We start from the raw sequence: 12950 nt of genomic DNA on the forward strand, positions 1-12950 counted from the left end.
AGACCGGCGCGCTCCTCGGCGCTGAGCGCGGCCAGTTCCCTGGCGCGGCAGCCGAGGTCGTCGCGGACCAGGTGCCGGGTGACGAACGGCCCCGCCGCTGGGGCGCCGCACCGCTGAGCCGGGCCAGCTGCTTGAAGGTCTTGGAGCTGCCGACGACCCGGCGTGGCACGTCCTCCCACTGCAACCGGTCGCGCACCGGGGCCAGGCATTCGCGCACGTGACGGCGCAGGTCCCGGCGTTCGGTGCGGCTCGGGGGATCGTCGGTGAAGAACTCGCGGGTCAGCCTGCCCGCGCCCAGCGGCAGCGAGGCGGCGAAGGACGGTTCGATGTCGCGGCCCAGCACGATCTCCATCGATCCGCCGCCGATGTCGAGCATGAGCAGCGTGCCCGCCCGCCAGCCGTACCAGTGGCGCACCGCGTGGTAGGTCAGCCGCGCCTCCTGTACCCCGCTGAGGTACTGCGGGCGGAATCCGGCGGCGTCCTCGATCCGGTCCAGCACGTCGTCGCGGCTCGGGGCGTCGCGGATGGCCGCGGTGACGAACGCGTAGAAGTCGTCCACCTCGAACCGGCGCGCGGCGGCCATGGTCCGCCGTACCGCGTCGACGGTCCGGCTCACCCCCGCGGGCTCGATCGCCCCCGTCGTGGTCAGCGATTCCCCGAGCAGGATCGCCTCCTTGGCCCGGTGGACCGGCAGCGGAGGCGAACCGGGGAACGTCTCGACCACGAGGAACTGGGCACAATTCGAGCCGATGTCGAGAATGCCGGATCTCATGGGACGGCTATACCCCGCACCCGGCAGGCGAAAGCGCCGGACCGGCCGGTTGGTCCCGGTGCCGGCGGGTACATCAGGTCCCGAGACCACCTGCCCAGTTCCGGATCGGGAGGATCACCGATGAGCGCCCCCACCGTGCACAGGATCATCGAGGCACCCCCCGAGGACGTCTACGCCGTCCTCGCCGACGGGTGGTCCTTCGTCGGGTGGGTCGTCGGCGCCTCCCACATCCGCGATGTCGACGAGAACTGGCCGGAGGTCGGCAGCCGCATCCATCACAGCGTCGGCCTCTGGCCGCTGACCGTCGACGACTCCACCTCCGTCACCTACGCCGACCGCCCACGCAGGCTGGCGCTGCACGGGCGGCTGTGGCCTTTCGGCGCCGCCGACATCCGGTTCGACCTGCGCCCGGCGGGTCCCGGCGAGACCGCGGTCAGCATGAGCGAGGAGGTCGTGCGCGGACCCGGCCGCTACCTGCCGCGCCGGGTCCAGGCGCTGCTGCTGGGCGCCCGCAACCGCGAGACCCTCGACCGCCTGGCCGACATCGCCGTCGGCCGGCACGCCGCGGGCCGGGCCTGAGCCCGTCAGAGCGGCGGATCGGTGAGTCCCTCGGACGTCCGCAGTATCTCGGTGAACCGCAGCAGCAGCTCCAGGGATTCGGGCGGGACATGGTAGGCGTGGGACAGCAGCTCGCGCATCGGCTCGCAGCGCAACCACGACACCAGCGCCAGGTCCTGCGGCGCGGGCCGTTCGGCGTCGGGACCGTAGAAGTAGCCGGGCTCGACACCGAAGAACCCGGCCAGTGCGGCCACGATGCGCGGGGAGGGGTTCGCGCGCTGCCCCGAGCGCAGTTGCGACAGATACGGCGCCGACACCGCGTAGCCGCGCGCGGTCAACGCCGCCGCGACGGCGCGATTGGTCTGCGGCGCCCAGCCGGGTTCCCTCGGCCGGGCGAACAGGGCGTCGAGCCGCGCCGCGAACGTCGACCGGGTCTCGCGCCCACTGCCTTCCGCTGACACCGTGCCAGAATCGTCCGGACGCGGGTGCGGGGGCAAGCGGTGTCGCAAACTCTGGGCAACAAAACCACGGGGCGGCCGGTCGGTTTGTTCCGGATACCAAAGTCGGCCGCTCCCGGGTACGAAAAACCGCTGGACCGCGCCGATAGTCTCGGCCCATGGCACGGGATGAGCGCGGTCCGACCGCCCAGAGCGAGGATTTCTCCACCTGGTACAACGAGCTGGTCGTCAAGGCCGGGCTCGTCGACCGGGGACCGGCCAAGGGCACCATGGTCATCCGACCGTACGGCTACCGCCTCTGGGAACTCCTGCAGTCCGAGCTCGACCGCCGGCTCGCGGACACCGGCCACGAGAACGCCTACTTCCCGCTGCTGATCCCCGAGTCCTACCTGCGGCGCGAGGCGGAGCACGTGGAGGGCTTCTCGCCCGAACTGGCCGTGGTCACCCACGCAGGCGGCAAGGAACTCGAGGAACCGCTGGTGGTGCGGCCCACCAGCGAGACCGTCGTCGGGGCGATGATGGCCCGCTGGATCGGCTCACACCGGGACCTGCCGATGCTGCTCAACCAGTGGGCCAACGTGGTCCGCTGGGAGATGCGGCCGCGTATGTTCCTGCGTACCACCGAGTTCCTGTGGCAGGAGGGCCACACCGCGCACGCCGACGAGGCCGGGGCGCGGGCGGAGACCGACCTGGCACTCGGCATCTACGCCGCGGTCGCCCGGGAGCTGGCCGCGATGCCGGTCGTGCCCGGCCGCAAGACGCCGGGCGAGCGGTTCGCGGGCGCGGTCGAGACCGTCACCATCGAGGCGATGATGCGCGACGGCAAGGCGCTGCAGGCAGGCACCTCCCACTACATGGGCACCAACTTCGCGCGGGCGTTCGGCATCCGCTACGCCGCCGCCGACGGCCGGGACACGCTGTGCCACACCACGTCCTGGGGGATGAGCACCCGCATGCTCGGCGGCGTCGTCATGACACACGGCGACGACCGCGGCCTGGTGCTCCCGCCGCGCCTGGCGCCCTGGCAGGTCGTGATCGTGCCGATCACGCGCGGCGCGTCGGCCGGCGAGGTCGTCGCGGCCGCCGACGACCTCGCTGCCCGGCTGCGCGCGGCGGGTGTCCGCGTGCGGGTCGACGACCGGGATCAGACGCCGGGCTGGAAGTTTCACGAGTGGGAGAGGCGCGGCGTCCCGGTCCGGCTCGAGCTCGGGCCGCGCGACCTGGCGGCCGGGACCGCCGTGCTGGTCCGGCGGCTCGGTGACGCGGGCCGGGAGACCGTCCCCCTCGCGCACGTGCCCGAGGCGATGCCGGGCATCCTCGCCGAATTCCAGACCCACCTGCTCGAGCGGGCCACGCGGTTCCGCGACGAGCACACCCGCGCGGTCGACGACTGGGCCGGCTTCGCCGCCGCGGTGGCGCGCGGGTGGGCCGTCGCGTTGCACTGCGGCCGCCCGGCCTGCGAGGACGACATCAAGGCCGAGACCGCCGCGACGCCCCGCTGTGTCCCGCTCGACGGCCGCGCCGACTCCGGCGCCTGCGTGCGCTGCGGCGCCCCCTCCGCCTACGGCAGGCGGGTGATCTTCGCCCGCGCCTACTGAGCACGGAATCCCGTGGGGCCGAACGTGTCCGAGGCCGGTCCCACGGCGGCCGGGCCGGTCAGGCCCCGCGCGGCGCGTACATGATCACCGTTACCCCGGCCAGGCAGATCGCCGCGCCGATCACGTCCCAGCGGTCCGGCCGGAAACCGTCCAGCGCCATGGCCCACAGCAGGGAACCGGCCACGAACACCCCGCCGTAGGCGGCCAGGATCCGGCCGAAGTGCGCGTCGGGTTGCAGGGTCGCCACGAAACCGTAGGCCCCGAGCGCGAGCACCCCCGCACCGGCCCACACCCACCCGCGGTCCTCGCGCACGCCCTGCCACACCAGCCAGGCGCCGCCGATCTCGGCGACGGCGGCCAGCGCGAACAGCAGGACGGAGCGCAGCACGATCATGGGCCCACAGCCTAGAGAGTGCGCTCGGCGGCCGCCGACCACCACGCGAGCGACCGGGCGTGCGGTGGCGGCCGGGTCCTGCCGCCGGGCGCGGCGGTGCGGCGGTGCCCCGCGACCGGCGCACACGAGCGGAAGCTGAGCGGATGCCGGGGTGTACGAAAAGCGAAGCCCGCGCGCCCGGAACGGCGAACACTTCGGCGGGAGGGGTGGTGTCCGAATGTTTGCCGAACTAAGGTCGCCGGACATGGGTGAGAGCAGACTGCGCCCCGACCGGCCGGCCACGACGCCCGCCGCGCCCGCCCCCTCCCCGGCGGACACCCTGACGCGCCGTCGGCTCCGGATCCTCGCGCACCACCGGGTCCGTCACCTCGGTGTCGGCGAGGACATCGATCACGGTCTCGCCGAGACCATCGCGACCGCGACCACCCGACGCCCGCTCGACGGCGCCCATCCCGGCGACGCCGACATCGCCGTCGTGTGGTTCCGCGACGGCGACGGTGACCTGGCCGCCGTGCTGGCCGGGCTCGTCGAGACCACCACCAGCCTGATCTGGCTGTTCACGCCCGCCGCGGGCAGGCCCGGCCACATCGGCGACGCCCGCATCCTGTCGGCTGCCCGCGCCGCGGAGGCGTTCGCCGAGCCCGGCATGCTGGTCCGCCCCCACTGGACGGGAACCCGGCTGCACGTGGCGTGACGCGCCGCCCGGGTCGTCGCCGGGATCGGCGAGAAACCCCGGCGCCGTGCCCGATTCGCCGACCCGCGCCGGGACGGAGCGCCGGGCGGCCGGGTGCGGCGCCCGCGAAGCCGTTCGGGAAACGGTCGTCACGGGCGCGTCAACGGCGTGACCCGCGACGGGGACCGGCAGAATGCGGGGGTCCGTTCGACCCATCCATCGGCACGAGACTGCGGGAGCAGAGATGACGCCCATCGTGATCAGCGCACCGGGACATGCCACGGTCAGGCTCGAAGCCGGGGAGGCGGTGATCGTCGTCGACCCCGGCGTGCTCGCGCCGGATTCGGCGTTCACGCAGGTCGACGCCTTCCTCGTCACGCACGACCACGAGGATCACGTCGACGTCGAGCGGCTCGCGGGCGCCCTCGCCGCGACCCCCGGCAGCCGGGCCTGGGCGCCGTCCACCGTGGTCGAACGCCTGCGCGCGGCCGGCGCGGCGGGGGAGCAGGTCGAGGCGGTGGACCGGGACACGCGCTTCGAGGCCGCGGGCGTGGCCGTCCGCGCCATCGCGGGCACGCACGCCGCGATCCATCCGGCCGTGCCCGACCTCACGAATGTCGCCTACCTCGTGGCCGACCGCCTCCTGCATCCCGGCGACGCGTTCCCCGCCGTCCCGGACGCGCCCGCCCTCGAGGTGATGTTCCTGCCGGTCAGCGGCCCGTGGATGCGGTTCGCCGACGCCGCCGACTACGTCGCCGCCCTGCACCCCGGCATCGTGGTGCCCATCCACGACGGCGACCTCAACGACGTCGGCCGCACCCTCACCGACCAGCTGTCGGGCCTGCTCGGCGACGTGCGCTACGAGCGGCTGTCCGACGGGCGGACGCTCACGGTCTGAGGACCCACTCCGCCGACGCTGCTCGTGGTGTCAGCGTCGTGTCAGGGCGGTGTCAGGTCGCGCGGCGAGAGTTGCCGCATTCGATCGGAACCGACCGGAGGAGTGGAGTTCGATGACGGTGCGGCACAAGGGACACGGTGACCTCGGCGATGCCTGGAGCGGGATGGTGGAGGTGGACGACACGGCGCTCGCGGTCACCGACAGCGGCGGGCCGGGGCTGCCGGTGATCTACCTCAACGGGCAGTTCGCGACCCAGGGATACTGGCGGAAGACGATCGCGGAACTGGGGCCGGGATTCCGGCACATCACCTTCGACGAGCGGGCGCGGGGACGCAGGTCACGACGCTCGGCCGACTACTCCTTCGCGGCGGCGCTGCGGGACGTCGACGCCGTGCTGGCCGCGCGTGGGGTGCGGCGGGCCGTCCTGGTCGGGTGGTCCTACGGCGCTGTCGTCGGGGCGCACTGGGCCGCGCGGAACCCCGAACGGGTCCTCGGCGCGGTACTCGTCGACGGGGCGTTCCCCTACGACTGGCTCGACGACGCCATGGAGCGGCGCATCCGCACGCTGTTCCGGCGGCTGGGCTGGGTGATGCCGCTGGCCCGGCCCACCGGGCTCGCGCCGAGGATGAGCGCCGCGCAGCAGGCCGAGAGCAACATCGAACTCGGTCGGCTGTCGCGGACGAGCGAACTCGCGCCGGTGCTCGACGCGATCACCGTCCCGGTGCGATACGTGGTCGCCTCGGGCACGTCGTTCGGCAGCAAGGGCGACGAGCAGGAGCGGATCCGGCGCGGGCTCGACGCCGTGACGGCGGGCAATCCGCACATCCGCGTCGCCGCGAAGGTGCCGAGCAATCACGGCGCCGTCCTGCGCAAGGACTTCCGCGCGGTCGCCGACGCCGTGCGCGAGGTCACCCGGCTCGGCGATCCGCGGCGGTGACCCGACGGCGCGCGCGTGTCAGACTGGCGGCGTGAGTGGGGCGAAGAAGGAAGCGGGCGCGGCGGCACCGGCCGGGAGGCCGCGGCGTGACCGCGGGGACGTCATCGGCGGCGGGCTGCTGTGGCTCGCGAAATGGTCGCTGTGCATCGTGGCCATCGCGGCGGGCGCCTGGGTGCTCGGCTCGATCGTCGCGCGGCTGTGGGTGGTGCTGCTGCCGGTCGCGCTGGCGGTGGTGGTGACCACGGTGCTGTGGCCGCCGACCCGCTGGCTGACCCGGCACGGCTGGCCGGCCGCCGCGGCCGCGTCGGTCACGCTGCTGGGCTTCCTCGCGGCCCTCGCGGGGGTGATCGCGCTGATCGTGCCCTCGGTGGCCGACCAGGCGCCCGAACTGGTCGACAAGTCGACCGCGGGGGTCAACCAGGTCCGCGACTGGGTCCAGGGTCCGCCCCTGCGCATCCGCGACGAGCAACTCGACTCGGCGGTGGACGCCATCGTGGGACGGCTGCAGTCCAGCGGCGCACAGATCGCCAACGGCGTCTTCACCGGGGTGTCGACGGCGACCTCGGTGCTCATCACCGTGTTCCTCGTGCTGGTCCTGGTGTTCTTCTTCCTCAAGGACGGCCCGCGCCTGCTGCCCTGGATGCACGTGGTCTGCGGGGACCGCAGCGGCCGTCACCTGGCCACGGTGCTCGAGCGCGTGTGGGCGACGCTGGGCGGGTTCATCCGCACCCAGGCGGTGGTCAGCCTCGTCGACGCGGTCTGCATCGGTGCGGCGCTGTTCATCCTGGACGTGCCGCTGGCCATGGTGCTGTCGGTGATCACCTTCATCGGCGGCTTCGTGCCGATGGTCGGCGCCTTCGTGGCCGGCGCGCTGGCGGTGCTGGTCGCCCTGGTCGGCAACGGCTTCACCACGGCGCTGATCGTGCTCGGCGTCGTCATCGCGGTGCAGCAGCTCGAAGGCAACGTGCTGCAGCCGGTGTTGCAGAGCCGCAGCATGGAGCTGCACGCGGTCGTGGTGCTGCTGGCGGTGACCGCAGGCGGCTCGCTCTACGGCATCACCGGCGCGTTCCTCGCGGTGCCGGTCGTGGCCATGATCGCGGTCGTGCTGCGCTACATCGGGGAGCAGATCGACGCGGCCACCGCGGCGCCGCCGTCGGACGAGCCCGACGCCGACGAGGCGGCGGTGGGTCCACCGGCGCCCGAAGCCGGTAGCTGACGGGGTGATTCGGGTCGGCGCGGCCGGGTAGACCTCGGAGCGAGGGGCGATCGAGGAACCCCCGGCCGTGTGGGGTGCTCCGATCATCCGCGGGCCGGGTTCGCCGCCGGGCGAGATGGACCCCTCGCCAGGCCCGGCGGTCTGCGGCCGCCAGGGCAGGGACTGCCGCCCCTGGGTGCTCAGGGAGCGCGTCCCTCGCCCTGGCGGCCCTCGGTTTCGTGGAGCATCTCCCAGCGGCAGCTGGCGCCGATAGAAGGGCACGGCTGACAAACGTCACCTGACGCGAAGCCGCAATGCGAACACCTGGCCTCCCTCCGGCTGTTTCCGGCACCAACTGCATCACGGCCACCTCGCGATCGGCCGGAATGTGCTGGGATGGAGTGACCAGCCGGTGTTGATCCGACAGGACCGCTGGGGCAGCGCGAGGCCTGCCGGTACGAGGAAACGAGTACTCGATGACCAGCCCCGAACCACCCCGTCCCCGAACCGCCGCACCCGGCGACGACCCCTGGCACCGGCTCGACGCCGATCTGGAGCCCTGCGGGCAGGCGATGATCCTGCACGTCCGCGGCGAGGTCGACGCCCACACCCGGTCCCGCTGGGACGGCCTCCTGAACTCCGCTCTCGCCGCCACCGTCGCCGGTGGGAGCGGACACCTCCTCGTCGACCTCTCCGGCAGCGGGTTCCTGTCGCTGCGGGCGATCCTCGACCTGGCGCGCGTCCGCCGGCGGTGTCCGGTGGAGATCGCCGGCGTCGACGACCGCGAACACTCGGTCGTCCACCGCGTGGTCGCCGCGGCGGGACTGTCGGCATGGTTGCCGGTGTACCCGGACCTGGTCACCGCGCTGGCCGACCGGTCGCGCGCCGTCGGGTCCCCGGCGCCGGATCTCGCGCGGGCGCGGGGCCGCCCCGCGTCCTTCGCTCCGACTCCCAGTGCCTGAACAACCGGTTTCGGCTCGCGAAGAACGAAGAGCGGTCATGTCCCACGAACTCGACAACGAATCCACCACCGACCCGGAGGTCTCCTGGCCCGACCCCAGTCCGCTGCAGTCCTGGTGGGACCGGGTCATGCACGGCGATCTCGCCCCGCCCAAGACCCGCCGCGGCGGCCAGCGGGCCGCCCGCCGCACCGACTCCTGATTCGGTTCCGGCGGCCGCGTTGATTACCGGCCGCCGGAACGGGAATGCCCGCACAGGCGCGACGGAGCGCCCATCGCCGGGATGGCGCGCGGTCGCGGCAGGAGGCCGGCATGCAGTTCACGACGCCCGGGAGCTTCGCGCACCCCGACGGTGACGAGCCCGACGCGACATTCGATGAGCGGGTGGACCGCGTCCTGGTGGTCGGCCTGCACGACGCCCGGCTGCGCGCCCTGCTCGCCACGGCGACCGGGCTCTCGACCGACGCGCTGCAACGGCTCGGGGTCGCGGCCGAGATGCTGCGCCGCACCGAGGGCCTCGAACCGGCCGAACACACCGCCCAGCTGTGATCGTCTCAGGCCGGGCGCCCGGCCTGCCAGGTCGCGCTCTGCCGCGCCGCGATGCCCACCAGGCGGTCCAAGCCGAAATTCAGGTCGGCGAGGTGGGTGTTCATGAGCGGCAGCTCGTTGAGCGGGTCGCCGCCGTCGAGGGCGATGCGGTATCGGTGGAAGCCCTCGGGATCGACGCACTCGCCGGTGCCGCGTGCCCGGCCGGTCGTCCAGGTCGAGGCCGAGGTCGGCGGGCGGGACGGCAGCGCGGTGATATCGAGCAGTACCGAGATGAAGCCGAAGGAGAACCCGTCGCTCGGCACGGTCAGCCCGACCGGCTCGGTGTCTCCCGCGAGTACCACCGGGTCCGTGCACGCGACCCGGAATCCGGGGCCGTGGGGTAGCCCCATCGCGCCCGACAGCAGATCCAGGTCGCTGGCGCCGAAGATCGACGGCGTCGCGGTGGTGTCGGTGGAGTAGGCCACCACGCAGCCGGCCTCACCCGCCGCCGTGCACAGCGGCAGGTGGGCGAAATCGCCTCCGGTCGTGCCGTTCTCGGCCGCGGTGACGTTACCGCCCATCAGGAAGGCGCCCACCACGCGATCGCGCACCGCCGGGTCGGGGTCGACATGCTCGCGCAGCAGCCTGCGCAGGATCATCGTGCCCTGCGAGTGGCCGACGAAGATCACGCCGCGGCCGTCGTTGTCGCGGGCGAGATAGTCCCGCCAGGCCGCGACGACGTCGGCGTACCCGGTGTCGAACAGGGCTCCGGCGCCCAGCAACGCGGGCCCGAGGCCGAGGATGGGCACCTGCCGGTAGACGGGGGAGTAGACCCGGCAGACGCTGCCGAAGCGCGCGGCCTGGAATCGGGCGATGGAGCGGACCTCCGGCGAGGCCGTGGCCGGCGCGCCGAGGGCGATGTCGTTGCTGACGGTCGGGTAGACGTAGAAGCAGTCCACCGGCCGGTCGCCGCCGGGGAGCGCCGCGGTGGTGGCGCCGGTCCGCAGGTCGGTCGTGTCCGACGGCAGGTCGCACGGGTCCCCGCCGGTGTCGGGCCGGCACAGCCACGTCGCGGCCGGGGCGGGCGCGGCGGGCGCCGCCGCCGGAAGGCCGACCGCCGCCAACGCTGCCACGATCAGGACGACCCAGCGGATGCGTCTCGGCCGTCTCCGGGCCATGAACTCCGATTGCCTGGCCATCCGGCCCACCTCCCGCGCTGTGATCGGAGCCACTCCAGGGCGACTGTTGAACCGGAGTCAACAGCTGTTGAACCGGAGTCGACCGGCGGTCGTGGTGGGGCACCGACGAGGTCGTTCCATCCGCAATTACCGCCGCCTGTGAAATGGCACAGGATCTTTCTCGAATTCCCCGTGTCCGGGAACAGGCGATGCCGCCGAACCCGAATAGTCCTCGGCGAATTGTGGCGCGCCGCATTCCGAAAAGGGATCGTCCGGCTGATAGCGTTGTGCGCGTGCATAATTCGCCGCAGAGGTGGTGGTATCGCTGTTTCCCGGAATGGCAAGGCTGAGTACCGACCAGGTGGCCCCCGCCGAGGCGGTGGACTATTGGCAGTCCGTGGTCGGCGACACGACCGCGCCCGTATCGCTGGCACCGATCGAGGGTTTTCCGTTCCACGGTGAGATCGTTCCGCTCGTTTCCACCGACGCGATGTCGCTGATGTGGTCCCGCTGCGGCGGTCACGTATCGACCCGGAATGCCGGGCACATCGCCCGCGCCGACGAGCAGTTCGTCATCGTCCTCATCGAATTGCCGGGCGCGTTACCGCGCGACATGTCCGAACTGCGCCCGGGAACGATGTCGGTCTTCGACACCGCGCATCCGATGCGGCTGCGCCTCGACCGATCACGATCGCTGCTGGTCATGCGGGTGCGGCGCGAGGTCGTCGTGGAGTCGGCGACGGTCGGCGAAGCGCTGTTCGGCGGGCCGGTCATCGTCACCCCGCAACCCTCGGCCCAGGTGATCTCGCATTTCCTGACGTCCCTGGCGCACCTGGCCGTCACCGAGCCGTCGAATATGCCCATTCTCGCCGGGCACGCACCCCGGCTCACCGCCGCGCTCATCGATCTGTCCCTGAGCGTCGGCGTTTCGGAACGGGCCGCCACGGTGCACCTGAAAGAACAGGTGGCCCAGTTTCTCCGGGTGAACTTCCAGGACCCCGACCTGACCGTCGACGACATCGCCCGCGCATGCCTGGTGTCACGGCGCACGCTGTTCCGCGTGGTGGGCGAGGACGGGGTCGCGCGGCGGCTCCGGCAATTGCGTCTGGATTTCGCGCGGCGCGCGCTCCTGCGTCACCCCGAACAATCGATCGCGGCAATTGCCGCCGAGGCCGGTTTCCGCAACGAGCGAACCTTCTATCGAGCCTTTCAGAACGAGTTCTCCATGACGCCCAGGGAATACCGGCAGTCGACGGCGTGCGCGGTGTGAGCCGCAACCGCGCCCGCGTCGGGCGCGTCGGCCCCGGCGCGCGGATCACCGAGCCGCGCCGCCACTCCGGTTACCCTCGGTCGGGTGCGCATCCCTCGCAAGACACCGGTCCTGCTCGCGGCGCTCGCCCTCGTGCCGGTCGCGTGTTCCTCCGGACCCGATCAGCCCCGGACCGTCGCCGAGGCGTTCGCCGCCGCGCTGAGCAGCGGTGACGCGGCGACCGCCGCAGCGCTCACCGATGCTCCCGACGCGGCCCGCGCGAGCCTGACGACCCTGTTCGAGAACCTCGGCAAGAACGACACGGTTCGCGTGACCGCCACCGAGGACCGGACCTTCACCCTCGAATCCACCTGGAAATTCGGGCCGGAGGGCCGGACCGCCTGGACCTACACCAGCCGCGGCGCCGCCGCGGGCGACGACTGGAAGATCACCTGGAACCCGACCACCGTCGCCCCCGGGCTCGACCTCGGCCCGCTCACCTACAGTCCCGTCTACCCGAAACCGGCCCGGGTGCTCGACGCCTCGGGCGGCGAGCTGATGACCCAGCAGGTCGTGACCCTGGTGAACGTCGCGCCCGACGCCGACGTGGCCGCCGCGGCGGCGGCGCTGGCCCCGCACGGCGTCACCGAGGCGGGCCTGCGGGCCGATCTGTCCGCCGCCCAGGGCAAGCCGGTCACCGCGGTCGCGCTGCGCGAGGCCGACATCGCCCCGCTCCGTGACGCGCTGGGCGGCGTGCGGGGCGTGACGCTCGCGCCGCAGACCCGCCTGCTGACCGTCGACAAGGCCCTGGCCGGACCGACCACCGCGGGGCTGGCCGAACTGTGGCAGCAGCAGGCCGACGGCGCGGCGGGCTGGGCGATCCGCGCGCAGACCGCCGAGGGCACCCAGCGCATCGCCGGCCCCGACGCCACCCCACCCCCGACATCCCCGCCACGATCGACATCGACCTGCAGAACGCGGCCGAGGCCGCGCTGGCCCCGATCGCGCAGCCCGCCGCCCTCGTCGCGCTGCGTCCGTCGACGGGCGAGGTGCTCGCCGTCGCCCAGAACGCGCCCGCCGACGCACAGGGACCGATCGCCCTGACCGGCCTGTATCCGCCGGGATCCACCTTCAAGACCGTGACCGTCTCGGCCGCCCTGCAGGCGGGCGGCGTCGATGTCGACACCGTGCTGCCCTGCCCGGGCCGGGCCACCATCGAGGGGCGAACCATCCCCAACGACAACGGTTTCGACCTCGGTCCGGTCCCGCTGCACACCGCCTTCGCACGTTCGTGCAACACCACGATGGCCGAACTGGGCGTGCGGCTGCCCCCCGACGGGTTGACCTCCGCGGCCGCGCAACTGGGGCTCGGAGTCGACTACGTGACGCCCGGCCTGACGACCGTGACCGGCAAGGTCCCGGCCGCGCGCAATCCCGCCGAACAGGTCGAGTCGAGCATCGGGCAGGGCAGCGTCACCGCCTCGCCGTTCGGGATGGCCCTGGTCGCCGCCTCGCTCGCGCACGGCTCCGCGCCCGCGCCCGCCATCGTGCGT

14 protein-coding genes and 1 pseudogene are annotated in these 12950 nt (G+C 72.9%); 11 read left to right on the plus strand and 4 right to left on the minus strand.

Going from position 1 to position 12950, the window contains the following annotated elements:
- On the minus strand, positions 1 to 772 hold a 772-nt coding region (locus tag ON36_RS28780; protein ID WP_245558240.1), incomplete at its 3' end, for a Ppx/GppA phosphatase family protein.
- A gap of 120 nt (positions 773 to 892) precedes the next feature.
- Between ON36_RS28780 and ON36_RS28785 the strand changes: the two genes are divergently transcribed.
- A complete protein-coding gene (locus ON36_RS28785; protein ID WP_043660277.1) occupies positions 893 to 1351 on the plus strand; it encodes an SRPBCC family protein in 459 nt (152 codons plus the stop codon).
- Positions 1352 to 1356: 5 nt separating this feature from the next.
- Here the strand turns inward: ON36_RS28785 and ON36_RS28790 are convergent, their stop codons facing one another.
- Positions 1357 to 1791 (minus strand): helix-turn-helix domain-containing protein, encoded by a 435-nt coding sequence (locus ON36_RS28790; RefSeq protein ID WP_043660279.1) that lies wholly within the window; start codon positions 1789 to 1791, stop codon positions 1357 to 1359.
- Between the two features lie 155 nt (positions 1792 to 1946).
- Between ON36_RS28790 and proS the strand changes: the two genes are divergently transcribed.
- Positions 1947 to 3386: a proline--tRNA ligase gene (proS, locus tag ON36_RS28795; protein WP_043660282.1), complete on the plus strand. Its 1440-nt coding sequence runs from the start codon at positions 1947 to 1949 to the stop codon at positions 3384 to 3386.
- A gap of 58 nt (positions 3387 to 3444) precedes the next feature.
- Here the strand turns inward: proS and ON36_RS28800 are convergent, their stop codons facing one another.
- The gene (locus tag ON36_RS28800) at positions 3445 to 3777 is read right to left on the minus strand and encodes a YnfA family protein (RefSeq protein ID WP_085999713.1); all 333 of its coding nucleotides are present in this window, start codon (positions 3775 to 3777) and stop codon (positions 3445 to 3447) included.
- A gap of 247 nt (positions 3778 to 4024) precedes the next feature.
- Between ON36_RS28800 and ON36_RS33035 the strand changes: the two genes are divergently transcribed.
- The 7 genes from ON36_RS33035 to ON36_RS28830 all read left to right on the plus strand — a co-directional run bounded on the left by ON36_RS33035 (position 4025) and on the right by ON36_RS28830 (position 8991).
- Entirely contained in the window at positions 4025 to 4474 is a 450-nt protein-coding gene (locus tag ON36_RS33035; protein ID WP_052314453.1) for a DUF3052 family protein, read from the plus strand.
- A gap of 223 nt (positions 4475 to 4697) precedes the next feature.
- A complete protein-coding gene (locus ON36_RS28810) occupies positions 4698 to 5351 on the plus strand; it encodes an MBL fold metallo-hydrolase (RefSeq protein ID WP_052314454.1) in 654 nt (217 codons plus the stop codon).
- Between the two features lie 112 nt (positions 5352 to 5463).
- Complete coding sequence (locus ON36_RS28815; protein WP_052314455.1) at positions 5464 to 6288, plus strand: alpha/beta fold hydrolase; 825 nt, start codon at positions 5464 to 5466, stop codon at positions 6286 to 6288.
- A 31-nt stretch (positions 6289 to 6319) separates the two neighbouring features.
- On the plus strand, positions 6320 to 7504 hold the full coding sequence (locus ON36_RS28820; protein WP_052314456.1) for an AI-2E family transporter: 1185 nt from the start codon (positions 6320 to 6322) through the stop codon (positions 7502 to 7504).
- Between the two features lie 455 nt (positions 7505 to 7959).
- Positions 7960 to 8445: an STAS domain-containing protein gene (locus tag ON36_RS28825; RefSeq protein ID WP_043660287.1), complete on the plus strand. Its 486-nt coding sequence runs from the start codon at positions 7960 to 7962 to the stop codon at positions 8443 to 8445.
- A gap of 37 nt (positions 8446 to 8482) precedes the next feature.
- Positions 8483 to 8644 carry a hypothetical protein gene (locus ON36_RS35115; protein WP_157225040.1) on the plus strand — a complete coding sequence of 54 codons (162 nt, stop codon included), beginning with the start codon at positions 8483 to 8485 and terminating at the stop codon, positions 8642 to 8644.
- Positions 8645 to 8754: 110 nt separating this feature from the next.
- Positions 8755 to 8991, plus strand: coding sequence for a hypothetical protein (locus tag ON36_RS28830; protein ID WP_043660290.1), 237 nt, complete (start codon positions 8755 to 8757; stop codon positions 8989 to 8991).
- 5 nt (positions 8992 to 8996) lie between these two features.
- Here ON36_RS28830 and ON36_RS28835 read toward each other — a convergent pair whose 3' ends face one another.
- On the minus strand, positions 8997 to 10169 hold the full coding sequence (locus ON36_RS28835; protein ID WP_245558241.1) for a DUF3089 domain-containing protein: 1173 nt from the start codon (positions 10167 to 10169) through the stop codon (positions 8997 to 8999).
- 292 nt (positions 10170 to 10461) lie between these two features.
- Between ON36_RS28835 and ON36_RS28840 the strand changes: the two genes are divergently transcribed.
- A complete protein-coding gene (locus tag ON36_RS28840; protein ID WP_157225041.1) occupies positions 10462 to 11418 on the plus strand; it encodes a helix-turn-helix transcriptional regulator in 957 nt (318 codons plus the stop codon).
- A gap of 84 nt (positions 11419 to 11502) precedes the next feature.
- Positions 11503 to 12950: pseudogene (locus ON36_RS28845) on the plus strand (penicillin-binding transpeptidase domain-containing protein); the annotation flags it as partial.

Source organism: Nocardia thailandica NBRC 100428, assembly GCF_000308795.1.
Taxonomy (GTDB): Bacteria; Actinomycetota; Actinomycetes; order Mycobacteriales; family Mycobacteriaceae; genus Nocardia; species Nocardia thailandica.